Origin of the sequence: Sphingosinicella sp., assembly GCF_013911755.1 — a bacterium.
Taxonomy (GTDB): domain Bacteria; phylum Pseudomonadota; class Alphaproteobacteria; order Sphingomonadales; family Sphingomonadaceae; genus Sphingosinicella.
Genome location: NZ_JACESP010000007.1, coordinates 1 through 25,391 on the forward strand (window position 1 = coordinate 1; position 25,391 = coordinate 25,391).

A 25,391-nucleotide genomic window follows, 5' to 3' on the forward strand; every position below is an offset into this window, starting at 1 on the left:
ACCCTGACCGAAATGTCTGAGCCCAACCCGCCCGGTCGGGTCCCCGGCATTTCCAGTTTCCGAAAGCCGCATCTGAGCGCCTGCGACCTCACGCTCTGCTTTGAGCAGGGCGATGTCTGGCAACTCTGCGCTTTCTACCGTCTCGATGTTGATTATCGCGAATGGCGCTGGATCAAGCTCAAACTCGGCAGTCCCGCCCCAGAAGGATGCAAGCGTAGTGCGAGCAATGCGGGCATTTATCCGCGCTCTATCGACCGCACTTCGCGCTTCTGCCACAGCGGTTCGAGCGCGTTCCCCGGCAAAGAGCGGGTCCAGTGCGCGGCCAACACGGCGAGTGACTTCTCCCTCAACCTGTTGGGCTGCGACGAGGCGGTTTTCGGTGATCGGTATCAGCGCTTCTGCTGCGAGAGCATTGACCCAAGTCTCCTGAACCAAAGCGAGGAGATCAAGGCTGCGTAACCGATTACGCGAAGACGTGGCCTCGACCCCAGCCTGCGCAAGGCCGATGCGCGCATCGCGCTTGCCGCCACGTTCCCATGTCCGCTCGTACCAGGCAGTAGCCTGCGAGTTGCCAACCGGTGAATAGGCGCCAGTACCGGCAAAATCTTCGAGCTCAAATCCGGCAACATCGCGGGGCCTGACATCCGCTTGCATGATAGCTGCATTCGCGGCCTGCAACCGGGCGGCATTGGCGACGACGGACGGATCGCTGGTGGTGGCACGGTCGAGAACCTCCGCCAGCGTTAGAGTTTGCGCTTGAACGGATTGCGCAACGAGAAGCATGGGAAGCGCGGCGCAAAGCGCCGGCGCCCATGAGAAGCGTGCGCAGGCGCGTACGCAATGTGATGAAAACATGACGTGAAGCCTCATTGACAGGCGTGGGATGTCCCGCGCCGGTCAACGACGCAGGGTCAGGCGTTCAGCGTCAGTTGTTTTGGAGGTCGTTCCAGTCCCAGAATATGAGAGCCTGGAACTTGGTTATCTTGCGCCAAGAGCTGCGGCTCAGTGATCGCAACAACGTCCGTGTCGGCGTCCTGCAGATGGGCTAATGCGCTCGAACCGCTGTCACCGTGGTGGTGATGGTTTCCGTGCACATTGTCGGAACGACTTTCTTCATCAGGCGACGCGTCGTGATGGTCGTCAACATGGTCATGCACCGCAGATGCGCTACTCAACATCGTATGCTGATGGTAACCCGTATCGCCCGAAATATGCTGGATTGCGTTGATATTACCCGACAACGAAGCAGCGGCGAAAACGAGCGTCAACGCAATGCAAAGCATCCCGTATACTCGAATCGGCAAAAACTTCCTCGTGAGGCGCATTGCTGAATGCTACCGGTCTGCAAGACACATAACAACCCGCTATCATCTGGGGCTCGATGGAAGATAGGGGCAGCGGGATACAGTTCGGGCACTGTGGTTGCCCTTATGCGGCTATCAGCGCAGCCATCGGGCCGCTTTCGTCGACGGCACTTTCCTCATCTTCAAGTCCGAGAAAGCGCATCAGCGCGGCTTGCCGCGACTGGCGGTCCAGCGCGTAGGACGTGTGCCTGAATGCCATACCGTGCAGGAGCCCCTGAATATAACCCGAGATCGTGTCGGCGGCCATGATGAGCGCCGTGTCGAGCGTGTGGATGTATTTGCTCGTCACGCTGTGGCGTGAATGTCCGACAATTGCCGAGATTGTCGCCTCGGTGAACCCCAAATCGTTGCCGAGGCTGGCGAAGCTGTGGCGCAGGACATGAGGTGTCATCCATTCCAGTCCGGTACCCTGGAAGATCACTCTCCACTGGCGTGGAAAGCCGCCGAACGCCTGATCGGGATTGCGAATCCCTGGGAACACGAAGGTCTGCCCGTCATCGGGGCGCAGGTTCTCCAGTCTCTCGACCACGCGCAAACCAACCGGACGGACCGATGCGCCCTCCTTGCTGTCGTTGAGCCGTAGGCAGCTACTGTCCGCGTCGAACTCGCTCCACTCCAGCCCGATGATCTCGCTCCGCCGCGCTCCCGTCAGCGCAATGAGTCGCGCAATCTCGACGGTCATCGCATGGTTGGGGTTGCGTCCCTCTTCGTTGAGAATCTTGCCAAGCAGGCGATACTCATCTTCCGTCAGCCGACGCGTGCGGACCTGATCTTTCGGTTTCTTCACGCCTGCGGCCGGATTGCTGTCGATGATCCCTGCGTCCTTGGCATAAGTCAGGATACCGCCAAGCAGACCAACCGTGCGGGTGGCCGTGCCGACGCCACCTTTGACGATCGAACGGCCGCGTAGGATCTTGGTCTTGACGTTCTGCCGGGTCTTCCCTGCCATCACGTCCTTCAGCAGCTTGTTCACGTCAGCCTTGGTCAGGTCCTTCACGCGTCGCAGCCCGATAAGGGGAATGATGTGTCGATTGATGCGCCCCTTGTCGGATACGATCGTTCCCGGCCGCTTCGGTCGCCCGCCTTTACCGAGGATAAGTCCGCTCTCCAGATCCTTGAGATAGAGCTTGCACAGTTCCCTGACCGTGATGGCCTTATGATCGAGCTGCCTTTCCTCGGCGGGATTGTCGCCTTGTGCGATCCGGCCGAGAAGCACCTTCGCTTCCTTCCGCGCCAGTTCGGGTGTCCACACGCCATGCAGCCCGATTGTGAACCGCCGCGTTCTTCCGAGCGCGCGATACTGAACGAGGTAGCTGCGCTTGCCAGAAGCGAATATCCGCACCCCAAAACCGGGCAGGTCATCATCCCAGAGAAAATAGTCCTTTTCCCTCGGAGAAGCCGCATCTACATTGCGCTTGTTGATCTTAGCCATGATAAATACTCCGACAGCATACCTGCTTCCACGGAAGCACAGCGGAAGCAGGTGGGAGCGAACACCGGGTTAGAGCAGCGTGCTGACGGCGCATTCTATTTGAAGAAAAACACAATGAATACGGCACATTGGCGTAGATTGACGTAGAATAGCGAGCCGCAGCGTGGCCTCTATTCTAATTCTCCGAAGGCAGAGGTCACAGGTTCGAATCCTGTCGGGTGCGCCAAATACCCTGATTGCCGTCAAAACTGCGCTCTTTATCTTTGCGGGGTATCGCGCCCTTCCCGTGCGCATCATTGACGCCTTTTTGCAGAGTATCGGACATGCAGATCATTGAAACCGAGCGTCTGATCCTGCGGCCCTTCCGAGAGGGCGATGCAGCCGACCTCTTCGCTTATCTGCGCGCGCCTGCCGCCCCCTGCTTCCTCTCGCTCAAACTCGCGGACCTCGCCGAGGCGGAGATCGAGGTCAGGAAACGCGCCCTTGACGAGGGCAGCGTGGCAATATGCCTGAAACAGACCGGTCAGGTCATCGGCGATCTGTTCGGCGGCGGCGGAGACGATGAGGAGGACGGGACGGCCTCGGTCGGCTGGCACCTCAATCCGCAATTCTGTGGTCGGGGATATGCATTCGAAGCCGCAAAGGCCCTGCTCGACCATCTTTTCCGGGTAAAGGGTTTTCGCCGAATTTACGCCTATGTCGAAGACCACAACACGCCCTCGCAGCGCCTCTGCGAAAAGCTGGGTATGCGCCGGGAAGGCGTGTTTATCGAGTTCGTATCGTTCACCAATGACGATGCGGGCAATCCGATCTACGAAAACACCATGCAATACGCCATCCTGCGCCGCGAATGGATGCCGGGCGGCGAACGCTCAGTCCGGGCGGCGGAGGAAGGCGACGTTCATGGGGCGGCGCAGGGTGAAGCCGATTGACCCGTAGAGCGTGATCGCCGGCGTGTTTGACGCGAAGGCATGGAGGAAGGGCTGCGCGCCGCTTTCGAAGATCGCCTGCATGACATGGAGCGAAAGCCGCTTGCCGAGGCCCTTGCCGCGGTGGTCGGGATGCGTGCAGACGCCGCTCAGCTCTGTGTAGCCGGGCTGGCGCATCCGCTCGCCCGCCATTGCGATGAGCGCGCCGTTATGGCGCACGCCCCAGAACCGGCCGAGCGCCAACGCTTCGAGCGAGAAGGGGCCGGGTTTCGTCAGTTCCGCGAGGGCGAGCATCGCTGCTGCATCGGCGTGGTCGAGCGGTACGATCTCCGCATCGAGAAGCGGCCGGGGCGGCTGTGCTGCGAGCATCTGCACGCCAGGCGCGGACATTACGGTTTCGAAGCCCTGCGGCGGCACGATGGGATCTGCCATCAGAAGGACCAGGCTTTCACCCGGCGCTGCAAGCGCACCGAGCGCGGCGAGCGCGGCCGGGCTGTTGTCGATGCTTGCCGCCATCGGGCCGATCGACGTGCGGTAGCGGCGCGCCAGGGCACCGCCCTCTGCAACATCCGCGTGCGTTGTGCTGAGCGCCTGCCAGATCGGCCGGTCGAGAACGTGCGTCACAGCGACGGCTCCTCTTTCAGCGCGGCGATGCGTTCGGGCAGGGGGATTTCTTGGAGCGCCGCTTCCAGCGCATCGAGCTGATCGAGCAGCGGCCCTGCGAGCGGTGCACATAGATGGGCGACCACGCGGTCGATCTGTGGCCACAATTCGGCCCGCAGACGCGCCACGAGCGCGCTTCCGGCCGGCGTGAGTGCGACGAGGCGTACACGCGCGTCGCCTTCGGATTTCAGGACTTCAACAGAGCCCGCCTCGACAAGAATACCGACCGCGCGCGTGGCACCCGGTTGCGTGATGCCGAGCGCAAGCGCGAGATCGCCGACGGTGACGGGGCCGAGCCGCTCGACGGCCACAAGCACCGGGCACTGGCTTGCCTGAACGGAGAGTCCGCCCGCATCGAGAACGCGCTGCGTTTCCGATTGCAGCTGTTCCCCGATCCTTCGCAACCTGGTGCCGAGGGACAAGTGACCGAGCGCGCGCACCACATCTTCGACCATGATTCGTTCAATCCATAAATAGATATATAACTATTTATATAAAAGCACATGACGGCAGACAAGAGGCAAGACGCAAAGAAGTCCGCATGACAACGGTGCTGGCGATGGGCAGCACGATCGCGATGGCCTGAAAGCCGCAGGTGGCGAGTCGAAGGCTTTGCGCCTAAAAGACCCTCGACGTTGGACGAGGGACCGGAACGCGCGCATGACTTTGGAGCAGGCGGTGACAAGCACGGCGACGATGAGTGCCGCGCGCAGAGCGATGGCCGAGCGACCGATCAGCGTGACCGAGGTGTTCACGATCGGCATCGGGCCTTCCAGCTCCCACACGGTGGGGCCGATGCGCGCAGCGCTCGCGTTCGCCGAGGCCGCGGTGAAGCGCGGGAAGGTACGCGCGGTCGCGTGCGACGTTTACGGTTCGCTTGCGCTCACCGGGCGCGGGCACGCCACGGACACGGCGATCATCCTGGGCCTTGCCGGAAACACGCCGGAGAGCCTCGACCCGGACGCCGCCCCCGCGATACTCGCGCAAATCCGGGGCGAGGAGAAATTGCCGCTCGCGGGCGGGCGCAAGGTGATGTTCCGCGAGGCCGATCACCTGCGCTTCCGCATGGGCGAGTTCCTGCCCGGCCACCCGAACGCCGTGCGCTTCGAGGCGCATTACGAAGGCGGCGAGACGTGGATGGCGACCTATTTTTCGATCGGCGGCGGCGCGATCCTGCGCGAGGGCGAAACCGCGCAGCGCGTCAACATCCGCCTGCCGCATCCGTTCGAATCCGCCGCGGACCTGCTGCGGCTCGGCGAGGCGACGGGTCTTTCGATCGGCGACATGCTGCTTGAGAACGAACTCGCGTGGCGCAGCCGCGAGGAGACGGAGAGTTTCCTCGACAGCGTGCGCGCGGCGATGCTCGGCTGCATCGAGCGCGGCTGCCAGTCGGTGGGCATGCTCCCCGGCGGACTGAAGGTGAAACGACGGGCAAGCGACATCCAGCGGTCGCTGACGGCGCGCGGGCCGCGCATCGACCCGTCGGCCGTGTTCGAGTGGGTGAGCCTGTGGGCGCTCGCGGTGAACGAGGAAAACGCCGCCGGAAGCCGCGTGGTGACGGCGCCCACCAACGGCGCGGCAGGCGTGCTCCCCGCCGTGCTGAAATACTACGAGGTGTTCACGAGCGCGCCGACGCCCGCCGGAAGCCGGCTGCTGCTCGCGACGGCTTCGGCGATCGGCATCCTCTACAAGAAACGCGCCTCGATCTCGGCCGCTGAAATGGGCTGTCAGGGCGAGGTGGGCGTTGCCTGCTCTATGGCGGCGGGCGGCCTCGTCGCGGCGCTCGGCGGCAGCAACCGCCAGATCGAGAACGCCGCCGAGATCGGTATGGAGCATAACCTCGGCCTCACCTGCGACCCCATCGGGGGGCTCGTGCAGATCCCCTGCATCGAGCGCAACACGATGGGCGCGATCAAGGCGATCAACGCCGCGTATCTCGCGCTCCACGGCGACGGACAGCATGTGGTGAGCCTCGACGCGGTGATCGAGACGATGCGGCAGACGGGCGAGGACATGCGCTCGCAGTACAAGGAAACCAGCCTCGGCGGGCTTGCTGTCAACGTCGTCGAGTGTTGAGCGGCACATGACGCACGTCCTGGTGATCGACGCGCATCCGGACCCCGATCCGGCGCGCTTCTGCCACGCGCTTGCCGATGTCTATGCGGAAAGCGCTGCGGGCGCGGGTCATGCGGTCGAGCGGCTGGCGCTTTCGGCAATCGATATTCCCATGCTCCGCAGCCGCGCGGACTGGGAGGAGGGCGAGGCATCGCCTGCCATCAGGGACGCGCAGGCAATGATCGCGCGCGCCGAGCATCTGGTGATCCTGTTTCCGCTGTGGCTGGGCGATGTGCCCGCGCTACTGAAGGCGTTCCTGGAGCAGGTGTTCCGCCCCGGCTTCGCGTTCCCGACCGGCCCGCGCAAGCCCGACGCCGGGCTGCTGAAGGGCAAGTCCGCACGCGTCATCGTTACCATGGGGATGCCTGCGCTGTTCTACCGCTGGGTGTACCGCGCGCACAGCCTGAAGAGCCTGCGCAGCAATATCCTGCGCTTCGTCGGCATCGGGCCGATCCGCGAGACGCTGATCGGCAATGTGGAAGGCAGCGCCGGGAACCGCGCGGAAGCCCTGGCATCGATGCGGCGGCTCGGAGCCGACGCCGCCTGACGACGTGAGCGTGCCGTCCCCCATCGACTGGCGCGAAGCCGGACTCGGCATGGGCGAGGCCGTGCCCGAGGACCGGCGCGTGACGGGCGCGAACTGGCGGACGTGGCCGTTCAATCGCTGGGCGTTTCAGCATACGCGGCAGCTGGTCCCCTCCGTGCAGCTGGCGGGCGCGGATACCCCGGCCCCGCTTGCCGAGCGCCCCACCGACCTTTCCGCGCTGCGCTTCACGGGCGAGAACGGCGAGACGATCGGCTGGGAAACCTATGTTGCTTCCACCTACACGGACGCGATGATCGTGCTGCACCGGGGCGCGGTGATCCATGAAACCTACCGCAACGGCATGACGGCGGCGACGCCGCACCATCTGTTTTCGATCACCAAATCGATCGTCGGGCTGGTTGCCGAAATGCTGATCGCCGACGGCGAGATCGCGGCCGATCTTGCCACGGAAGACGCGGTGCCCGAGCTTGCGACAAGCGCCTTCGCAGGAACGACGCTGCGCCAGCTTCTCGACATGACCGACGGCATCGCCTTCGACGAGGATTACGCCAACCTTGCCTCTGACGTTCACCGCTATTCGGCGAGCTATTGGACGCCGGAGGTGGCTCGGGGCGGCACGCTGCCCATGCTGGCAACGCTTAACCGGCGCGAAGCGGTACCGGGCACGGCTTTCCGCTACCGCACACCGATTGCAGACGCTGCCGCGTGGGTGCTGCGGCGCGCCACCGGACGTTCGCTTGCTGACCTTGTCACCGAGCGCGTGTGGAAACCGGCAGGCTGCGGCGACGCGGCGCATTTCCTGCTCGACACGGGCGGCCACGAGATCGCCGGATCGGGGCTCAACGCGACGGCGCGCGACCTCGCGCGGCTGGCCCGGTTTCTGATGGCGGGAGCCCCCGCCGCGAAAACGCTGATCGACGGCGGCGACCGTGCTCTGTTCGCGGCAGGCGCTGCGAACATGCGGCCGGACCATTCCTATCGCAGCTTTTGGTGGGTGAACCACGCACCGCCGGCTGCGCTGATGGCGATGGGCGTCTACGGCCAGCGGCTGCACATCGAGCCCGAGAACGATCTCGCGATCATCCGTGTCGCCTCCACCCCGCTCCCCTCCAACATCACGAGCGATCCCCTGCACGGCCGCGCGTTCGCGGCGCTGCGCGCCCACCTCTGACGCATTTCTGTCGCAAGAGAGACGCGCAGGCGAAACATGCCCGTGCGAAATCCACGCGCGGTCACACTCCCGGGGGGAAAACGCCATGCGTCTCATCGAAAATACGGCCCGCGACACTTGCCTCACGATCCGGCTTGCAGACAGCGAGGCCGACGTGCGCGCCGCGCAGGCGCTGCGCTATCAGGTCTTCTTCCGCGACATGGGCGCGGTGCCCAGCGGCGCGGCGGCTGGCCTCGACGTCGATCCATACGACCGGATTTGCGACCACCTGCTGGTGGAGGAAACCAGCGCGGAGGGTGCGCGCGTGGTGGGCACCTACCGGCTGCTCCGCCAGAGCGTCGCGCAACGCCACGGCGGCTTCTATAGCGCCGCCGAATATGACCTCGCTCCGCTCGAGGCGCACGCAGCGCGGCACGGCGGCGAGCTTCTGGAACTCGGCCGCTCGTGCGTGGCGCCGGAATACCGCGACACGGCGACGATTCAGCTGCTGTGGCGCGGCATCGGCGATTATCTGATGCAGCGCAGCATCGGCCACATGTTCGGCTGCGCCAGCTTTCCCGGCACAGATCCCGACGTGCACGCCGTCGCGCTCGCCTATCTCCACCACAATCACCTCGCGCCGCAGGACCAGCGCGTGAACGCGCACGCGCGGCACTTCACGGACATGGCGCGGCTTCCCATCGGCGGTTACGATCCCAAGGCGGCATGGCGCACGCTGCCGCCGCTTATCAAGGGCTACCTGCGCGTCGGCGCGATGGTGGGCAGCGGCGCCTTCATCGATCGGCAATTCAACACCATCGACGTGTTTATGATGATGCCGGTGGACGCCATTGCGGCGCGCTATGCGAAGCGGTTCGGCGCGGCGGCTTAAACCTTAGTGGAAATCCCGCGAGCCGGGGAGGATGCGCACGTTGCGCGGATGCCCCCGGCTGCGGCTGCGCACCGGCATGGCCGAGGCTTCGGAAAGGCGCGCGAGTTCGTCGCTGCGGTCGATGATTCTTGACGCCATCAGGTGGACGACGCCCTCGCGGCTTTTCTGCACCTCGCCTTCCACCACCATCAGCCGCGCGGACATGACCGGGCGGCGATAGGCTTCGAACAGGCGGGCCCACAGAAGCGCATTGGTGATGCCGGTTTCGTCTTCCAGCGTGATGAAGATGGCATTGCCCTTGCCGGGGCGCTGGCGGATGAGCACCACACCCGCCGTGCGCACGCGCGCGCCGTTCCGCGCCGCCGCGGTTTGCGCGCAGCTGAGCACGCCCTCGCGTTGGAAGACCGGCCGCAGAAATTGCATCGGGTGCGCCTTCAGGGAGAGACGCGTCACCTGATAGTCGGTGGCGACATGCTCGGAGAGCGGCATCGCGGGCAGTGCGGCATCGGGCTCATCACCCAGCTCGCGCGCGCCGGCAGCGGCAAACAGGGGAAGTTCATCCTGCGGCATCCGCCGCGCTTCCCACAGCGCGGCACGGCGATCGATGCCGATCGAACGGAAGGCATCTGCATCGGCAAGAAGCCTCAGCGCGCGCTGAGGAAGCGCGGCGCGGCGGGCGAGCGTTTCTACAGACACAAAGCCGCCGCCTGTGCGCGCTGCCGTCATGGCCATCCCCCAGTCCTTTCGGAAGCCATCGATCTGGCGAAGACCGAGGCGGAGCGCGAGGCTCCCATCGGCGCGGGCTTCGAGGCTGCTGTCCCAATCGCTCGCGTTGATATCGGCAGCGCGTACCTCGACGCCGTGCTCACGTGCGTCGCGCACGAGCTGGGCGGGCGCGTAGAATCCCATCGGCTGAGAATTGAGAAGCGCACAGGTGAACATCGCCGGGTGATGACACTTGATCCACGCCGAGACGTAGACGAGCTTCGCGAAGGACTGGGCGTGGCTTTCCGGGAAGCCGTAGCTACCGAAGCCCTGAATCTGCTTGAAACAGCGTTCCGCGAAATCCTGCGTATAGCCGCGCGACGTCATGCCGCCGATCATCTTGTCGCGGAAATGATGGATGGTGCCGACGTTGCGAAACGTCGCCATCGCGCGGCGCAGGCCGTTCGCCTCGTCGGGGGTAAAATCGGCGGCGACGATGGCGAGCTTCATCGCTTGTTCCTGAAACAGCGGCACGCCGAAGGTCTTTTCGAGCACGTCTTTCAGTTCATCGGGATCGTGTGGCGGCGCGGGCGAAGGCAGGTCGATTTTCTCCTCGCCATTCCGCCGCCTCAGATAGGGGTGCACCATGTCGCCTTCGATCGGGCCGGGGCGGACGATCGCGACCTGGATGACGAGGTCGTAGAAGATGCGCGGCTTGAGGCGCGGCAGCATGTTGATCTGCGCGCGGCTTTCCACCTGGAAAACGCCGATGCTGTCGCCCTTGCACAGCATCTCGTAAGTCGCGGGATCTTCCTGCGGAACGGTGGCGAGCTCATAATCGCCGAAGCCGTGCGCGCGCATCAGATCGAAGCTCTTGCGGATGCAGGTGAGCATCCCGAGCGCGAGCACATCGACCTTCATCAGGCCGAGCGCATCGATGTCGTTCTTGTCCCATTCGATGAAGGTACGGTCTTCCATCGCGGCATTGTGGATCGGCACCATCTCGTCGAGGCGGCCTTCGGTGAGCACGTAGCCGCCGACATGCTGCGAGAGATGGCGCGGGAATTCGAGGAGCTGGCCAACGAGATCGCGGAGCCGCGCGATCTCCGGATTGTCGCCGTCGAACCCGGCCTCTTCGTAACGCCGGTCCTCCATGCCGCCGTAGCTGCCCCACACCGACGAGGAGAGGCGCGCGGTGACGTCCTCGCTGATGCCGAGCGCCTTGCCGACCTCGCGCAGCGTGCTGCGCGCGCGGTAGTGGATGACGGTGGCTGCAATGCCCGCACGTTCGCGCCCATAGCGTTCGTAGATGTATTGCATCACCTCTTCGCGGCGCTCGTGTTCGAAATCGACATCGATATCGGGCGGCTCCCGGCGTTCTTCCGAAAGGAAGCGCGAGAAGAGCAGGTTCTCCTTCACCGGATCGACCGCAGTGATGCCGAGCAGGTAGCAGACAAGCGAATTCGCCGCCGAGCCGCGGCCCTGACAGAGGATCTCCTTGCTGCGCGCGTAGCGGACGATGTCGTGAACGGTGAGGAAATAATAGGCGTAGTTGCACTTGGCGATCAGGCCGAATTCCTCGTCGAGGATCGCCCGCATCTTCGGCGGAATACCCTCCGGGTGCTTCTCGCGCGCCGCCGTCATAACCAGATGTTCGAGCCAGGCCTGCGGGGTCCAGCCTTCGGGGACAGGCTCGTGCGGATATTCGTATTTGAGCTGTTCGAGCGAGAAGCTGATGCGATCCAGTAGCCGGGTACTTTCCGCGACCGCCTGCGGGCAATCGCGGAACAGGCGGGCCATTTCGGCGGGCGGCTTCAGGTGGCGTTCGGCGTTGGCGGCAAGGAGGCGGCCGGCGGCGTGAATGGTCGTCTTCTCGCGGATGCAGGTGAGGATGTCGTGGAGCGGACGCGCGGCGGGGGTGGCGTAGAGCGCATCGTTGGTGGCGAGGAGCGGCACGCCGGTGCGCGCCGCGAGCGCCATCAGACGCGCGAGGCGGCGGCGGTCGGCGCCTGCGCGCGGCATCGCGGCGCCGAGCCAGACATTGCCGGGCGACGCCTTCGCGAGCTGGCGGAGCGCAAGCTCGTGCACATCATCCGCCATCGCGATGAGCAGCAGCTCCTCCCGGTGATCGAGGAGGTCGCGCAGCGTGAGGATGCAGTCGCCCTTGGCGGCGCGGCGATTGCCGAGCGTCAGCAAACGTGTGAGCCGCCCCCAGCCATGACGGGTTTCGGGATAGGCAATGATGTCGGGTGTGCCGTCTGCGAAGACGAGGCGGGCGCCGACGGCGAGCTTGAAGGAGCCGGGCGCACCAACGCCTTTCAGCGCCGCCCACGCGCGCACGACGCCAGCGACGCTGTTGCGGTCGGCGATGCCGATGCCGGCGTGGCCGAGCGCCAGCGCCGTGGCGACCAGCTCGGCGGGGTGGGAGGCGCCGCGCAGGAAGGAGTAGTTGGTCGCGGCGACCAGCTCGGCGAAAGTGATGCTCATGCGAACAGGCCGTGCAGATACCAGCGCGGGTTCGTCTCTTCGCGGTCGTAAAGGCCGTGGCGGAAGATCCAGAGGCGTCGGCCGGTTTCGTCCTCGACGCGGTAGTAGTCCCGCGTGAGGCCGGGGCGGCGCCACCATTCAGCTGCGATGCGCTCCGGCCCTTCGGCGCGGACGATGTGGACGAAGTGGAGGCCAAGGCGGAAGCGGCGGGGCGGGCCGTCGGGCACGTCCGCGACGACGTTCGAAAGCAGACGCGGCGGACGCAGGAGCGCAAGCGGGCGCAAAGGCGGGTCATCGGGGGGCGGAACCGGCCAGTCCCCGGAGGGAATTCCGGGACGGAGCCGGGCTGCGCGCTCCGGAACATGGCTATTGCACGGATGAAAGCGCAGCAGACGCTCGGGGCCGAGCCGGGCAGCGAGGCGATCGACCAGCGCATCGAGCGCGGGGCCGGGCGGCGGTGCGCGGTCGAGATCGGGCTGGCCGGGGGCAAGCGGCTCTGTGACCGGCACGGCAAGACGCACGGCATCGAACCCGAAGCCGGGATCGAGGGGGTCTTCGAGGCGCGCGAGGCTGTGCGCGAACAGCGTGACGACCGGCGCGGCATGGCGCACTGGCGTGCCGGTCTGGACGAAGACCTCCTGCTCCTTGCCGTCGCTGCGGAAAAACACGGCCTCGAAGCGGCGCCCGCCCTCTCCGCGCGCCTCCAGAATCCGGCACGCCTCGGCGAGCAGGTCGGCGAGCACGCCAAGCACATAATCGGTGCGGGCGACCGGCTCCGGGAAGCGGCGTTCGACCTCGACGGGCGGAAGCACGCGGCGCGGTGCGATGGGGCTTTCCGCCTCGCCCGTCATACGGCGCACCGCCGTTGCCGCTTCCGCCCCGAAGCGCGCGGCAAGTCCGGAAAGAGGCCGGCAGGCGAGGTCGCCGACAGTATAGAGCCCGGCGCGGCGTAGCGCGGTTTCGCGCTCTTCGCCGAGGCGAAGCGCCGCGACGGGGAGCGCATCGAACGTGTCCGTGCCAAAATGCGCGAACGCCCGGGCCGCATCGGGCGTGTCGGCAAAGGCGGTACATACGCTGAAACCATGCCGCCGGAGCCGCGCGCGGGCGGCGCTCACCAACCCGTCCTCCCCGCCGAAGAGATGCGCCGCGCCCGCGATATCGAGGATCAGCGTATCGGGCAGATCCAGCGCCACCATAGGCGTGTAGCGGATGCAGAGATCGGCAAGCCGTTCGAGGAGGCGCCGGTCGGCCGGCGCATCATGCTCCTCCACGACAAGGCCCGCGACGCGCGCGCGGGCGTTAGCGAGCGGCAGGCCTGGGAGGAGCCCGAGCGCTTCGGCGTGACGATCGGCCGCAGCAAGCCGCAGCGCGCCCTTCACCGGCTCTGCGATGACGAGCGGACGTTCAGGCGACCCCGTGCGCCCGGCGCGCGCCAGCCGCTCCGCCGGGAGCCACGGGAACCAGAGCGCCAGGTAGCGGCGCTTCACGAAAGACACGTGCGTCACGATCCCACTCCACGCGCCAGCCGAGGCCGGAGGGCCCGGCACGGCGGCGCAGCAATTCCACATCGAATGCCGGAGGACCCGGCGCATCCGCCGCCAGCGCCCGGGACGGTGCCGCCGCCACGCGCCAGCGAGTTTCCGCCGCGCTCGGCGCAGGCTCCGCATCGAGCCGCAGCAGGAACAGCGGCACGCCCGATGCTTCGGCTGCGAGCGTCAGCTTCCGCGTGCCGGTGAGCCCGAACAGACGCGTGTGGCCCACGCTTTCAGCGATCACCGCGCCGAGCGCTGCAACACGCAGCGCATCCGCCGCCGCCGCAATGAGCGTTGCTTCGTCCGGCGCCTGCGCAACGATGCATGCCGCCGGATCGATACCGAGCGCTGCAAGGCCCGGCCCATACAGCGGCGCCCGCCGCGCGGACGTATCCGTCCGCAACCAGACGACCGGGGCACCTTCCGCCGCCGCAAACGCCACCAGCGCCGCGAACCCCGCGGCCGCGCCGCTGCCACCATCGCCGAACACCTCGTGCAGCCGCCCGCGCACCACGCCCGCCGCATCGAGGCCTGCATGTCCGGTAACGATGCCCGCACCCCGGCCGTGCACGCCGCGGCCTTCCATCTCGGCCACGATGCCGCGCAGATCGGCGAGGGAAGATGGCGAATCGGGCATATTGTTCTCTATTTGTTCCAGTATCGTTTCCCGGGCGCAAAAGAGTCAAGACCGAACCGGAAGCAGTTCAGCTTATCGTAAATCCCTTTTTAATCATCGCGACTTACCGCTCCCGAATGACACTTCCCCCCAGTCCAACGAAGGATAGAAAAACGCGATGAAACTGCTGAATTCCGTATCCCTGTCTCGCAAAGCCGCCCTTTATTCAGGCGCAGCGATCGCCCTGCTCGCGGCATCGCCCGCACTCGCCGCCTCGCTCGTGCTGAGCGGCGATTACATGAAGATCGGTCTCAACGACGGCGGCACGCTCGGCTATTCGGGAAATACCTCGCCCGGCATTCTCTATGACGGCACGGGCACGGGAACTTTTAATGACGCCTACGATTATCTGACGCCGGGCACGCCGTTCGAAGGCTTTGTTGTTGCAGGCAACGGCGGTTCGGCTTTCTCGCTCGCCAACAATAATGACGGCACACTCAACATCACGGGCGGTACGCTGACCGATTACAGCGGCGTCGCCTTCAACGGTGCGACCTACGATCAGCGTGCTGTGTGGACGGGAACGGCAGCCGGCCTGTTCACGATCACAAACGATTATTATTTCGATGAGGGCGATCAGCGGCTGAAGATCCGCACCACGATCACCGCGCTCAGCGACCTTACCGACATCACCTTCTCGCGCCAGCTCGATCCCGATGCGGTCGCGGCGCCGGGCGATTCGAGCTTCACCAACAATTTCCGGGGCAACGGATCGGTTTCCGCCAACGATCTCGTCTATGCCGAAGCGCTGGTTTCGAAGTACGTGATCGGCCTCTACACCGACAGCAGCTACACGCACAATTCGGCCATCACCTTCTGGACAAAGGACACCGCGTCCTATCTGAGCGGCACGGACATCGGCAACGGCGACAACACCATCGGCCTCGGCTTCGATCTCGGCGACCTTTTGACTGGCAGCACGATCACCTTCGATTATTCCTACATCTTCGGCACCGACATCAACGCCGCGATCAGCCAGAACATCACCGGCACCAGCACGACGTCCGATCTCATCAACGGTTCGGTCAACCCCGTGCTCGACGGCGGCACGCTGCTTGTGGACGCACCGGGCAGTTACGGCGTCGACCTCAGCATCACCGACAATGACGGCACTATCGACACGGACGGCAACAACGCCGCCTTCACGGGCGTGATTTCCGGTTTGGGTGGGCTCACCAAGGCAGGCGCGGGCACACTCGTACTGACCGGCGCCAATACGTATTCGGGCGGCACCACGATCACGGGCGGCACGCTCGTCGGCACCACGGCGAGCCTGCAGGGCGACATCGTGAACAACGCGGCGCTCATCTTCGATCAGGCGACGAACGGCACGTTCGGCGGTGTCGTTTCCGGCTCGGGCACGTTCACAAAGGATGGCGCGGGCACACTCACGCTGACCGGCGCCAACAGCTACACCGGCGGCACCACGATCACTGAAGGCACGCTTGTCGGCACCACGGCGAGCCTGCAGGGCGACATCGTCAACAACGCCGCGCTCGTCTTCGACCAGGGGGCGAACGGCACCTTCGCAGGCAACGTCTCTGGCTCGGGCGCACTCACAAAGGATGGCGCGGGCACACTCACGCTGACCGGCGCCAACACCTATACGGGCGGCACCACGATCGCGGGCGGCACGCTCGTCGGCACCACGGCGAGCCTGCAGGGCGACATCGTCAACAATGCCGCGCTCGTCTTCGACCAAACGGCAAACGGCAGCTTCGGAGGCGAGATTTCGGGCAGCGGCGCGTTCACAAAATCGGGTGCGGGCCTTCTGAACCTGACCGGAACAAGCGATTTCAACGGCACGACGACGGTGAGTGCCGGCCGCCTCGCAGTGAACGGCTCCCTCGCCGCGTCCGATGTCGACGTGCAGAGCGGCGGCAGCATCGGCGGGAACGGCACGCTCGGCGGGCTGATCGTGCGCACGGGCGCGACCGCTGCCCCGGGCAACTCGATTGGCGAGCTGACGTCGGCGACCTTCGTGGTTTTCGAAGCGGGCTCCACCTATGAAGTGGAAGTCGATGCGGCCGGCAACACCGACCGGATCGTCGCCACCGAAACGGCGACGATCGAAGGCGGCACCGTGTCGGTGCTGGCGGAAGACGGCGACTATCTGCCGCAAACCTCCTATCAGATCGTGACGGCAGGTAGCGGAGTGACCGGCACGTTCGAGGACGTGACCAGCAACCTCGCCTTCCTGACGCCGACGCTGAGCTACGGCCCGAATGCCGTGACGCTGACGCTGACCCGCAACGACGTCACCTTCGCCGGAGCGGGCACCACGCCGAACCAGATCGCCACAGGCACCGCCATCGACGGCGCGTTCAGCCCGGCAAGCGCCGTCTATGCGGCGCTCGTCGGCGCCTCTACGGCGGAAGCCGGATACGGCCTCGACGCGTTCTCGGGCGAAATCCACGCATCGACCCTTTCGATCGCATCCGAAGGCGCGGCACAGCTTCGCCGTTCGCTGCTCGGCCGTTCGCAGGGTGCCGCAGCCACCAGCGAAGGCCGGGGCATCGTGCTGTGGTCCGAAGCGGGCGGCAGCTGGATCGACCGCGACGGCAACGGCAATGCCGCCGACGTGAACAGCTCCGGCTATTCGCTGCTGCTCGGCATCGAAGCCAATGTCGGCGACACCGTGAAGATCGGCATCGCGGGCGGCACGGCGGAAGCGGACGTGGAGCTGAACGCGCGCGGATCGAAGGCTGAGACGCAAAGCCTCCACGGCGCGGTCTACGGCAGCGCCGCCTTCGGCGCGCTGACGCTGCGCGCCGGCGCAAGCTACGCCGACCTCGACACCGACACGACGCGCAATGTCGACTTCCGCAGCTTCAGCGAAGAGCTGACGGCAAGCTACGGCGGAACGGCCGTGCAGCTGTTCGGCGAGATCGGCTACACGCTGCCGCTCGGCAAAGGCTCGGTGGAGCCGTTCGCAGGGGTGAACGGCCTGTGGCTGAAGGACAAGGACTTCGCTGAAACCGGCGGCACCGCCGCCGTTGAAGGCGATGGCCGCCGCCGCAGCTACAGCTGGTCCTCACTTGGCCTGCGGGCGACGATCGGCGACGCGGGCGCACCCGTTGTCGGCCGCGTGCAGGTGGGCTGGGAACACGCACTCGGCGACGTGGACGTGACTTCGGATCTGCGCTTCGCAGCGGGCGGCTCAGCCTTCCGCATCGAAGGCACGCCGCTTTCGAAGAACAGCGTGCACACCGAAGCCGGGCTCGACTGGCGCGCCACGCCGCGCCTGACGCTCAGCACGCGCTACACCGGAAACCTGGGCGACCATGGCCAGGACCACGGCGTCCGCGCGACGGTCGCCTTCAAGCTCTGACGATACGCAAGGGGAGGCCGGGCACAAGCCCCGGCCTCCCCCTTACATTTTCTGGCGGCGATGCCAGAGAAGCCAGGAGTAGAAAACGGGCGGAAGCGTGCTGACGAGCAGCGCACCCACGACGAGTGCGCCGCGCTCAGCAGGGGTGAGCGGAAGCAGCCCGGCGAGCAGCAACGCCAGGCCGCCCGCCATCGTCGTCCACGCGCCAAGGCGGTGCGTCGCGATCCAGTTGTCCGTATCGAGCAGCGCCCACGGCGTACGGATGCCCACAAAAAAGCCCGGACGCGATTTCGGCAGAACGTTGCCCACGTAGATGAGCAACAGGCCCACGCCCGCCAAGGGCATCATGATCGGAATGGTCCAGCCGAAGGCGGGGGCGGCGACCAGAAGCTCCACCATGGTCATCATGCCGAGGAGGCCGATCCAAGCCGCGCGATAAAGCGCCGCGCTGCCTTCCATGCGGTTCTGCAACGGTTCGAGGCGCGGTAGAACGGCGAGGACCAGCGACAGCACGGCGCACATCACCACCGGCGCGAACAGGGCGAAGCCCGCATCGCCATGTCGGTCCGCCTCTCCGGCGAGGTTCCAGTGCATCGGAAGCTGCGTACCATCAGGCAGCAGCGCGAGCGCGAGCGTTGCAATCGCGGCGAGCACCGCGACAGTGACCCACGAGATGACGATCATTGCGTGCTCGCGCATTCCGCTGCTCCTTCCTTTGCTTCGCCCACCCCGAGCCGCCCCATGAAGGCCATCACGACCTCCTCCACCGCCGACAGGTTGAGCGTGTAAATGATACCGCCGCCGCGGCTTTCGCCCTGAATGAGCCCCGCCGATTTCAGCTTCGCGAAGTGCGCCGACATCGTGGGCTTCGAAACCGGAAACGCATCGGCAAGCTCTCCGGCGGACTTGCCGCCTTCCTTCAGCATCTCCAGCACCTGCCGGCGAATTGGATGCGCCAATGCGTCGAAAACTGCGTTCACAACACCTCTTTTGCCTGTTAGCGAAATGACTAAATCATAGACGGATGCCGCGCGTCAAGCCGATACGCTCCGTCTGGCCGCGAATGATTGGCGATAGCGTATCGACGAAGCCCACATGCCCGGCCATAAACGGGGCATGACTCGCCACCTTTACCTTGCGCTCGGCTTCGCTTCGCTGGCGCTCGGCATCGTCGGGGCGTTTCTGCCGCTGCTTCCCACGACGATCTTCATCATCATCGCGGCCTATTTCTTCGGGCGGTCCTCGGAGCAGCTGGAGGCGAAGATCCTGACGCATCCAAAACTGGGTCCGCCAGTGGTCGCATGGCGGCGCGAGGGTGCGATCGGCACGCGCGCCAAGATCGCGGCGTGCACGGGCATGGCCTTCGGCTATGCGGTTTTCCACCTGACCGGGAACCCATCGCCGGTGTGGCGCGGGCTTGCAGCGGCGGGGCTGGTCGCCTCGGCGATCTTCGTAGTTACGCGGCCAAGGCCGACGGCGGAGCGCGAAGCGGAACAGGCGCGTTAGCCGACGCGGCGAGCACGGGCCTGTCGGCAACGCGGAACAGCGCGGTAAACGCCGACTGGCGGGCGGTCAGCATCTCGATCCACGGACTGAGCACGAGGCCGACGGCGACGGGCAGCACCCACAGCGACGATCCGATACCGGCTGCCGCGACCGCCAGCATAGCGGTGCCGATCACAACGTGCGGGCGATACTGGCGTAGCGCGTCGGCAAGGGCAATGCCGTCCGTCTCGCGCCGCTGGGGCGACCAGCCGCTGCTGCGGCCCATCAGGATATCGGCAAGGTTCAGCGTCTGCGTGAGCATCATAAGCGGGGCGACGAGCGCCGAGAGCGGTACGTCCACCACAACGCTCGCCGCGATCCGCCGCACGCCGCCAAGCGCGGTGCGGCGGCGCCGATCGATCAGCGTCCAGACGAGGCCGAGCAGCTTGGGGCCGAACAGCAGCGCGAGCGTGACGCCGAGCAGCCAGGGCGCGGGCGCGGCAGCGGCACCCTGCGTGACATGGTGAACGACGCCCGCAACGATCAGCAACAGCCACAGCGGCGAGGTGAAATAGGCGGAGCCGCCCATCAGGAGCTGCAGGCGGTTCACCCAGTGAAAGCCCGCGCTGCGCAGAATGCGGAGGTGCTGGAGATTGCCCTGGCACCAGCGCCGATCGCGCTTCGCGAAATCGACGATGCTCGGCGGAAACTCCTCGGTGCTGCCGGGCGCGGCGACCATGTGCACCGCCCAGCCGCGGCGGCGGAGCAGCGCCGCTTCGACCATGTCGTGGCTCATGATCGCGCCGCCGAACGGCGCGCGACCGGGAAGCGCGGCGAGCCCGCAGCTTTCGGCAAAGGCGCGCGTGCGGATAATGGCATTGTGACCCCAGAAGGTCGCCTCGCTGCCCGACCACCAGATCATGCCCGCCGTCGCCACCGGGCCGTAGAGGCGCCCCGAGAACTGCTGCCAGCGCGCGAAAAGCGTGCGTGCGTTGATGACATCCGGAACGGTCTGGATGAGGCCGACGCCGGGGTTCGCGTCCAGCGTCGCGGCCATGCGCGCCATCGTGCAGCCGTCCATCAGACTGTCGGCATCGAGCACGAGCATGTAATCGTACGCGCCGCCGAACCGGTGGACCCAGTCGGCAATGTTGCCGGGCTTGCGCTCGATGTTCGCTTCGCGGCGGCGATAGTAGAGGCGCGGGGCGAGCGTCGGTCGCAGCGACAGGAAGGCCGCGTATTCTGCGCAGCCGTTCGCGACGCTGGAGTCGCTGAGCACGAAGATATCGAAATCGCGCGCGCGGCCTTCGCGGGCGAGCGACAGCGCCATCGTCCGGATGCGGGCGAACACGGCGGACACGTCTTCGTTGTAGACGGGAACGAGGATAGCGGTGCGGCCTACGGGCACGGTATCCGCCACGAGAGCGAAATCCCGCGCGCCGGCAAGAAGGCGAACGAAGCCCGCAAGCGCAGTGAGGAAACCGAAGCCGATCCACGCGAAGAGCGGCACGAACAGCGCGACAAGCAGCAGCTCGTCCAGCGCGAAGCCGCCCGGCGCGGCGGCGCGCAGCATCTCGAATCCACCCGTGAGCGCGATGAGCAGCGCTCCCGCAATCAGCAGGAAACGGCGCAGCGCGATGCCCTGCGGCGCGGTTTCCGAACGCAGCGGCGTAGCCGCGCACGCGTTCCAATCCTGAAGCGGCATCGCAAGCGGCGCTTCGGGCGGAAGCCCTTCGGCGCGCCGCTGCAGAGTATTGAAGGAGACCGCGTCGTAGCCACCGGATACGCCCTCAGCCAGCAGGACTTCATGTCGCATATTCAGTACCGACCTTGGTTTCGTTCCCCGGCTCACCGTCTTCACGCGGCATGGCCGACCCGTCCGTAAAATGCGCGCGGAGATCACCCGTTCCCGATCGCAGGTATTTGATACAGCCACGTTTCGGTGAGTTGTGCACTGCAGCAGACGAGCCCCCCGCGCAGGTCCGTTGCGGCGCCGTTTCGAGGCGCGACGTCGATCATCAGCCGCCAGCGATTCGGTCGTCCGGTAACCGGATAGGCCGACTGCATGAGGATTTCGCCGTTCGTGTCGACTTGGGCCGTCACCTCTTCACGGGCGCGGCCTTTCAGGCCTTCGCCTTCGAAATCGACGACGAGCTTGAGGACGTCCTCCTGTGCCGGATGGCCCGGCCTGCCGCCAAGACCACGATACGTGCCGATGACACGCGCCAGCGGCGAGGCATCGGGCTCGCCGCCGAGCCAGCGGAGGCGATACGCGAGATCGTAGCGCATTCCCGCGCGCGCCGGGACCTTCGGCTGCCAGAAGGCGGCGATGTTGTCGTCCGTTTCGCCGCGCGTGGGAATCTCGACGAGATCGACCGTGCCTTCGCCCCAGTCGCCGATCGGCTCGGCCCATAGCGACGGGCGCTTGTGATAGAAGACGCCGTCGTCCTCGTAATTGTCGTAATTCCGATCGCGCTGCATTAGGCCGAAGCCCCGCGGATTCTTGTCGAGGAAGGCGTTGAGCGCAGTGCGCGGCGGATTGACGAGCGGGCGCCAGAGCCGCTCGCCCGCGCCGTTTGCAATGAGCAGCCCGTCGGAATCATGGATTTCCGGCCGCCAGTCGCGGCGCGGGCCGGGCTCGGTCTCGCCGTACCAATACATGCTTGTCATCGGCGCGAAGCCAAGGCGTTCAACGTCGGCGCGCAAGCGGATGGACAGCGTCACCTCCTGCACGATCTCGTTTTCGATCACGCGGTTCACGAAACGGTAGGCGCCCGCGACGCGCGGACCGTCGAGGAGGGCATAGACGGTGAAGGCGTCGTCGCTCGGTTCCAGCCAGAAGGCGCGGAACACGGGGAATTCCTCGGGTGTCGAAAGCCCGGTGTCGACGGCAAGGCCGCGCGCGGAAAGACCGTATTGGTGAAGCGGTCCGGCCGTGCGGAAATAGGAGGCACCCTGGAACGCCAGCCAGTCTCCGACATCGCCGGGGTTCATGACGCGGAAGCCCGCGAAACCGCCGTTTTTCGCTGTGAGCGCGCGGGCCGGGCTGTCCGCAGGCATGTCGTAGAGATCGGGCGAATAGGACAGCGGCCGGGCACGTCCGCGGTCGACGACATGGATCGCAATCGGCTCGCGGGCATATTTCCCGAGCGGGAACAGGCGCACCGACTGGCCCGGCCGATGCGGCCAGAGCGCGGCGGAATCGCGGTAGCGGATGGCGTTCAGCGCGTCGTAGTCGACGGCGGCGGCGGCCTCGACGCGACCAAGCGGTACGAACGGCCGCTCCGACAGCGCCATCGCCTGCTGCTTCAGCGCATCCCACGAAAAGGCTTCGGCCCGGCCGAGACGCGGCGCGGCGAGCGCCGGGAGCGCGGGCAGGAGGCCGAGCGCGGCGAGGCCGGCGAGCGCATCCCGGCGCGACCAGCGGGCGCGATCGTTGTTCATCCGTGTTTTCATTGCGTTGCCGCGAACGCCCCGCAAGCGAAATGGATGCAAGGGCCGGCGCGACAGGAGCGCGCAGCCCTGCGGCGAACGGTTGCTTTCAGGGTAGCGACAGCGCGCGGCGCACCGCGCGCCAGTCGACGATCTTGAAGTTCTGCTGCTCTCCGCCGTCGTCCGTGTCGTGCATCGCGATCGCGCCTTCGGGGAAGGGGCCGATGGGGCCGCTCCATGCGTCGAGGCCGTCCGTGCCCGTGACGTTGTCGATCGTGCCGCCTTCGACGGCAAAGCGGCCCTTGTAAGTGTAGCTGTCGCCTTCGATCTGCCAGACGGGATAGGTGGCGTCGCCCTGGCTGGAGGCGATCAGATATTTCGCGCCGCGATCCCGGAGGATCGACATGCCTTCGACATCGGCGGTGAGGCGTTCGCCATCCACGGCGGCGACCCTGATGCCCTGTGCGGGCGCGCCGGGTGTAAGGTCGAAGCGCCAGATCGCGACGTCTTCCTCGCCGAGATAAAGCCGGCCGGCCTCGTCATCGACGACGCAGCCTTCGGGCTGGCTGCCGACCTTGAAGCTGTAGGCGAGCGTCGCCGTTTCGAGCGCCGCGCCGTTCGCGAGGCGCAGCGCGCGAACCTCGCCGGCCTTGTTGTTCGGGATCAGGTAGAAATCGCCCCCGAGCTTGCCCATGCAATAGCCGTAGGGCTCGCCCATGCCGAGCGGCAGCACGCCGTAGCGGCGCGTTTCGAGCGTGTCGGGATCGAAGAGATAGGCGATGACCGTGAAGGTCTTCCGTTCGGTCGCGGTGACGAGGACGTATTCCTTGCCGTTCACGGTGAAGCCGGGGCGCAGATCGACATTGTTGAGGGGGCCATCGGGGAGGAACTGGCGGACCTTGCCGTCCATGTCGTGCACATAAAGCCCGTCGGTCTTGTCCGTGCCGAACAGCACGGCGCGCGAGGGATCGCGCGGATCGGCCCAGAGCGCGGGATCATCGGCATCGACGGCGGCGTCGGTGGTGACGACGGTTTCAACCGCCGCCGCAACGGGCTTCGCGGGATCGCCGCGCGCGGCGGTGCCCTGCGGCAGTTCGATCTCCGGCGCGGAGCAAGCAGCGAGCAGGACAAGGGGGAGGGCGGGGAGTATCTTCATCATCAATCCTTGGGGTCTGCCGTGCAGGGTACGCCGTCCGGCCCCGCCTGTCCCGCGCAGCGGCGCACGGGGCCTGCAGCCTCTGCGATTTCGACGAGGCGATTGCCGTCCGCGTGGCGGATGAGATCGAAGCCGTCGTAGAGGCGGCCCGAAGCGGTGAAGGTGCGGAACTGGAGCCTGTCCGCCGTAACGTCGATGACCTGAAAGAGTTCGGTATCCTCGGCGACGCGATCGGGCTGCGTGCCCGCGCGATCGTTAAGGCCGTACATCTTGGAGCCGGTGACGGAGACGAGATAGACCGGGCCCTGCACCTTGCCGTCCGCGCGCGCCTTTGCCGACGCGGTCTTGCCGGCTTCGGCGGTGAGACGGCTGTAGCAATGATCGTGGCCCTGCAGGACCAGATCGACCTTCCGCGCCTCGAACACCGGTTTCCACGCCGCCTTCAATTTCGCAGTGTCGTTCGGCCGCGCACAGGTGAAGATCGGCTGGTGGAACAGCACGACGTTCCAGCGCGCGGGGCTTTGCGCCAGCGTGCTGTCGAGCCAGCGTGTCTGGTTTTCGAGCGCGCCGAGATTGAGCGCGGCGGTGCCATCGAGGATGATGAAGCGCACGCCCTGATAATCGACAAAGTACGTCGTCGCCTTCGCGGTATCGGCGCCGTTCGCGGGCAGCGCGAACTGGCGCGACCAGTGGGGGCCGAGCACGTATTGTTCGGTGCCGTCGGGCAGTTCGTTGTCGACATATTCGTGATTGCCGGTCGCGGGGAGCTGCGGGACGATGCTGTAATTGTAGCCGCCCGCCTGCGTCCACTCGCCCCACTCGTCATCGTGCGCGAGATTGTCGCGCTGCGCCACGAGGTCGCCTGCGTGAACGACGAGCGCCGGGCTGGCGGTCGCATAAAACGCCTCGCGGATGACGCGTGAGGCGATGCTGAGGATATTGTTCTGCGTGTCGCCGAAATAGAGGAAGCGGAACGGCCGCGCCTCCGCGCTCGCGGTACGGAATTGCAGCCACTCGCTCCAGCCGGCGCTGCCCTTCACGCGGTAGACGTAGGCGCGGCCCGGTTCGAGCCCGGCGAAGCGGACCTGATGGTAAAGCGCCTTGCCGTTTTCGTTCTCGATGGCTGAACTCGTGCCGACGACACGGACCGCGCGTGCGCCGAGCGAAGGGCCGTCGATCGCGGGGGCGATCTCCGCTTCCGCCGTCTGCTGCGCCGCATCGGTGCGGAACGCGACCGCCATCTCGCGCGACGGGTCCGCGCCGGCGGTAAGCACAATGCGATCAGGCAGCGACTTCGCCGCGTAGGGCAGGCCCGGCGAGCGCGGGACCGCGACCTGCGTTTCGGCAAGGGCGGGCGGGGCCGCCAAAGCGGCCAAGAGCGCCAGAGAAAGGGTGAATGTTCGCAGCATCGCGCTTCCCTTACTGAGGCCGAACTGACGGATCGCTGACGACATTCGCGGCACAATCCGGTCGACAACGCACACCGCTGCCGGTG

The 25,391-nt window shown here is 66.0% G+C and carries 20 protein-coding genes and 1 pseudogene; 7 read left to right on the top strand and 14 right to left on the bottom strand.

Annotated features, from left to right (window positions below):
- From H2052_RS06635 to H2052_RS06645, 3 genes and pseudogenes are all read right to left on the bottom strand, one after another.
- A pseudogene (locus tag H2052_RS06635) lies at positions 1–783 on the bottom strand (TolC family protein); the annotation flags it as partial.
- A 128-nt stretch (positions 784–911) separates the two neighbouring features.
- Positions 912–1,268, bottom strand: a complete 357-nt coding sequence (locus tag H2052_RS06640; protein ID WP_293779406.1) for a hypothetical protein — start codon at positions 1,266–1,268, stop codon at positions 912–914.
- A gap of 160 nt (positions 1,269–1,428) precedes the next feature.
- Positions 1,429–2,796 carry a site-specific integrase gene (locus H2052_RS06645; protein WP_293779408.1) on the bottom strand — a complete coding sequence of 456 codons (1,368 nt, stop codon included), beginning with the start codon at positions 2,794–2,796 and terminating at the stop codon, positions 1,429–1,431.
- Between the two features lie 323 nt (positions 2,797–3,119).
- Here H2052_RS06645 and H2052_RS06650 point away from each other — a divergent pair, with 323 nt between their 5' ends.
- Positions 3,120–3,728 (top strand): GNAT family protein, encoded by a 609-nt coding sequence (locus H2052_RS06650; protein ID WP_293779410.1) that lies wholly within the window; start codon positions 3,120–3,122, stop codon positions 3,726–3,728.
- On the opposite strand, the gene H2052_RS06655 is transcribed toward H2052_RS06650, so the two are convergent.
- The gene (locus H2052_RS06655; protein WP_293779412.1) at positions 3,669–4,349 is read right to left on the bottom strand and encodes a GNAT family N-acetyltransferase; all 681 of its coding nucleotides are present in this window, start codon (positions 4,347–4,349) and stop codon (positions 3,669–3,671) included. The genes H2052_RS06650 and H2052_RS06655 overlap by 60 nt on opposite strands.
- The gene (locus tag H2052_RS06660; protein WP_293779414.1) at positions 4,346–4,843 is read right to left on the bottom strand and encodes a MarR family transcriptional regulator; all 498 of its coding nucleotides are present in this window, start codon (positions 4,841–4,843) and stop codon (positions 4,346–4,348) included. Before H2052_RS06660 ends, H2052_RS06655 begins: the two co-directional genes overlap by 4 nt.
- Before the next feature lie 241 nt (positions 4,844–5,084).
- Here H2052_RS06660 and H2052_RS06665 point away from each other — a divergent pair, with 241 nt between their 5' ends.
- From H2052_RS06665 to H2052_RS06680, 4 genes are all read left to right on the top strand, one after another.
- The gene (locus H2052_RS06665; protein ID WP_293779694.1) at positions 5,085–6,464 is read left to right on the top strand and encodes an L-serine ammonia-lyase; all 1,380 of its coding nucleotides are present in this window, start codon (positions 5,085–5,087) and stop codon (positions 6,462–6,464) included.
- Between the two features lie 7 nt (positions 6,465–6,471).
- Entirely contained in the window at positions 6,472–7,050 is a 579-nt protein-coding gene (locus H2052_RS06670) for an NAD(P)H-dependent oxidoreductase (protein WP_293779416.1), read from the top strand.
- Positions 7,051–7,060: 10 nt separating this feature from the next.
- Positions 7,061–8,221 carry a serine hydrolase gene (locus H2052_RS06675; protein ID WP_293779442.1) on the top strand — a complete coding sequence of 387 codons (1,161 nt, stop codon included), beginning with the start codon at positions 7,061–7,063 and terminating at the stop codon, positions 8,219–8,221.
- An 85-nt stretch (positions 8,222–8,306) separates the two neighbouring features.
- On the top strand, positions 8,307–9,092 hold the full coding sequence (locus H2052_RS06680) for a GNAT family N-acyltransferase (protein ID WP_293779444.1): 786 nt from the start codon (positions 8,307–8,309) through the stop codon (positions 9,090–9,092).
- A gap of 3 nt (positions 9,093–9,095) precedes the next feature.
- Here the strand turns inward: H2052_RS06680 and H2052_RS06685 are convergent, their stop codons facing one another.
- Genes H2052_RS06685 through H2052_RS06695 form a run of 3 tightly spaced genes read right to left on the bottom strand, consistent with a single transcriptional unit; the run spans position 9,096 to position 14,453 of the window.
- Positions 9,096–12,284 (bottom strand): error-prone DNA polymerase, encoded by a 3,189-nt coding sequence (locus H2052_RS06685; protein WP_293779446.1) that lies wholly within the window; start codon positions 12,282–12,284, stop codon positions 9,096–9,098.
- On the bottom strand, positions 12,281–13,789 hold the full coding sequence (locus tag H2052_RS06690) for a DNA polymerase Y family protein (RefSeq protein WP_293779448.1): 1,509 nt from the start codon (positions 13,787–13,789) through the stop codon (positions 12,281–12,283). Before H2052_RS06690 ends, H2052_RS06685 begins: the two co-directional genes overlap by 4 nt.
- Complete coding sequence (locus H2052_RS06695) at positions 13,689–14,453, bottom strand: hypothetical protein (protein ID WP_293779450.1); 765 nt, start codon at positions 14,451–14,453, stop codon at positions 13,689–13,691. Before H2052_RS06695 ends, H2052_RS06690 begins: the two co-directional genes overlap by 101 nt.
- 157 nt (positions 14,454–14,610) lie before the next feature.
- Between H2052_RS06695 and H2052_RS06700 the strand changes: the two genes are divergently transcribed.
- On the top strand, positions 14,611–17,823 hold the full coding sequence (locus H2052_RS06700; RefSeq protein WP_293779452.1) for an autotransporter domain-containing protein: 3,213 nt from the start codon (positions 14,611–14,613) through the stop codon (positions 17,821–17,823).
- Between the two features lie 42 nt (positions 17,824–17,865).
- On the opposite strand, the gene H2052_RS06705 is transcribed toward H2052_RS06700, so the two are convergent.
- Together H2052_RS06705 and H2052_RS06710 are read right to left on the bottom strand one after the other, a co-directional pair.
- Positions 17,866–18,522 (bottom strand): SdpI family protein, encoded by a 657-nt coding sequence (locus H2052_RS06705; RefSeq protein WP_293779454.1) that lies wholly within the window; start codon positions 18,520–18,522, stop codon positions 17,866–17,868.
- Entirely contained in the window at positions 18,504–18,803 is a 300-nt protein-coding gene (locus tag H2052_RS06710; RefSeq protein ID WP_293779456.1) for a metalloregulator ArsR/SmtB family transcription factor, read from the bottom strand. Before H2052_RS06710 ends, H2052_RS06705 begins: the two co-directional genes overlap by 19 nt.
- A gap of 136 nt (positions 18,804–18,939) precedes the next feature.
- Here H2052_RS06710 and H2052_RS06715 point away from each other — a divergent pair, with 136 nt between their 5' ends.
- Positions 18,940–19,329, top strand: coding sequence for a YbaN family protein (locus H2052_RS06715; RefSeq protein ID WP_293779458.1), 390 nt, complete (start codon positions 18,940–18,942; stop codon positions 19,327–19,329).
- Here H2052_RS06715 and mdoH read toward each other — a convergent pair.
- From mdoH to H2052_RS06735, 4 genes are all read right to left on the bottom strand, one after another.
- Entirely contained in the window at positions 19,280–21,124 is a 1,845-nt protein-coding gene (mdoH, locus tag H2052_RS06720) for a glucans biosynthesis glucosyltransferase MdoH (RefSeq protein ID WP_293779460.1), read from the bottom strand. The two genes, H2052_RS06715 and mdoH, sit on opposite strands and share 50 nt — an antisense overlap.
- Before the next feature lie 83 nt (positions 21,125–21,207).
- Complete coding sequence (locus H2052_RS06725) at positions 21,208–22,752, bottom strand: glucan biosynthesis protein (RefSeq protein ID WP_293779462.1); 1,545 nt, start codon at positions 22,750–22,752, stop codon at positions 21,208–21,210.
- A gap of 97 nt (positions 22,753–22,849) precedes the next feature.
- Positions 22,850–23,896: a phytase gene (locus H2052_RS06730; protein WP_293779464.1), complete on the bottom strand. Its 1,047-nt coding sequence runs from the start codon at positions 23,894–23,896 to the stop codon at positions 22,850–22,852.
- A 2-nt stretch (positions 23,897–23,898) separates the two neighbouring features.
- A complete protein-coding gene (locus H2052_RS06735) occupies positions 23,899–25,305 on the bottom strand; it encodes a metallophosphoesterase family protein (RefSeq protein ID WP_366484324.1) in 1,407 nt (468 codons plus the stop codon).
- Between the last annotated feature and the right edge of the window lie 86 nt (positions 25,306–25,391).

Bases quoted from the DNA above. Each gene is read 5' to 3' on its own strand.
- H2052_RS06665 (WP_293779694.1), top strand. From the start codon at position 5,085: ATGAGTGCCGCGCGCAGAGCGATGGCCGAGCGACCGATCAGCGTGACC.
- H2052_RS06645 (WP_293779408.1), bottom strand. From the start codon at position 2,796: ATGGCTAAGATCAACAAGCGCAATGTAGATGCGGCTTCTCCGAGGGAA.
- H2052_RS06735 (WP_366484324.1), bottom strand. From the start codon at position 25,305: ATGCTGCGAACATTCACCCTTTCTCTGGCGCTCTTGGCCGCTTTGGCG.
- H2052_RS06680 (WP_293779444.1), top strand. From the start codon at position 8,307: ATGCGTCTCATCGAAAATACGGCCCGCGACACTTGCCTCACGATCCGG.
- H2052_RS06670 (WP_293779416.1), top strand. From the start codon at position 6,472: ATGACGCACGTCCTGGTGATCGACGCGCATCCGGACCCCGATCCGGCG.
- H2052_RS06660 (WP_293779414.1), bottom strand. From the start codon at position 4,843: ATGGTCGAAGATGTGGTGCGCGCGCTCGGTCACTTGTCCCTCGGCACC.
- mdoH (WP_293779460.1), bottom strand. From the start codon at position 21,124: ATGCGACATGAAGTCCTGCTGGCTGAGGGCGTATCCGGTGGCTACGAC.
- H2052_RS06685 (WP_293779446.1), bottom strand. From the start codon at position 12,284: ATGAGCATCACTTTCGCCGAGCTGGTCGCCGCGACCAACTACTCCTTC.
- H2052_RS06700 (WP_293779452.1), top strand. From the start codon at position 14,611: ATGAAACTGCTGAATTCCGTATCCCTGTCTCGCAAAGCCGCCCTTTAT.
- H2052_RS06730 (WP_293779464.1), bottom strand. From the start codon at position 23,896: ATGAAGATACTCCCCGCCCTCCCCCTTGTCCTGCTCGCTGCTTGCTCC.
- H2052_RS06725 (WP_293779462.1), bottom strand. From the start codon at position 22,752: ATGAACAACGATCGCGCCCGCTGGTCGCGCCGGGATGCGCTCGCCGGC.
- H2052_RS06715 (WP_293779458.1), top strand. From the start codon at position 18,940: ATGACTCGCCACCTTTACCTTGCGCTCGGCTTCGCTTCGCTGGCGCTC.
- H2052_RS06705 (WP_293779454.1), bottom strand. From the start codon at position 18,522: ATGCGCGAGCACGCAATGATCGTCATCTCGTGGGTCACTGTCGCGGTG.
- H2052_RS06695 (WP_293779450.1), bottom strand. From the start codon at position 14,453: ATGCCCGATTCGCCATCTTCCCTCGCCGATCTGCGCGGCATCGTGGCC.
- H2052_RS06650 (WP_293779410.1), top strand. From the start codon at position 3,120: ATGCAGATCATTGAAACCGAGCGTCTGATCCTGCGGCCCTTCCGAGAG.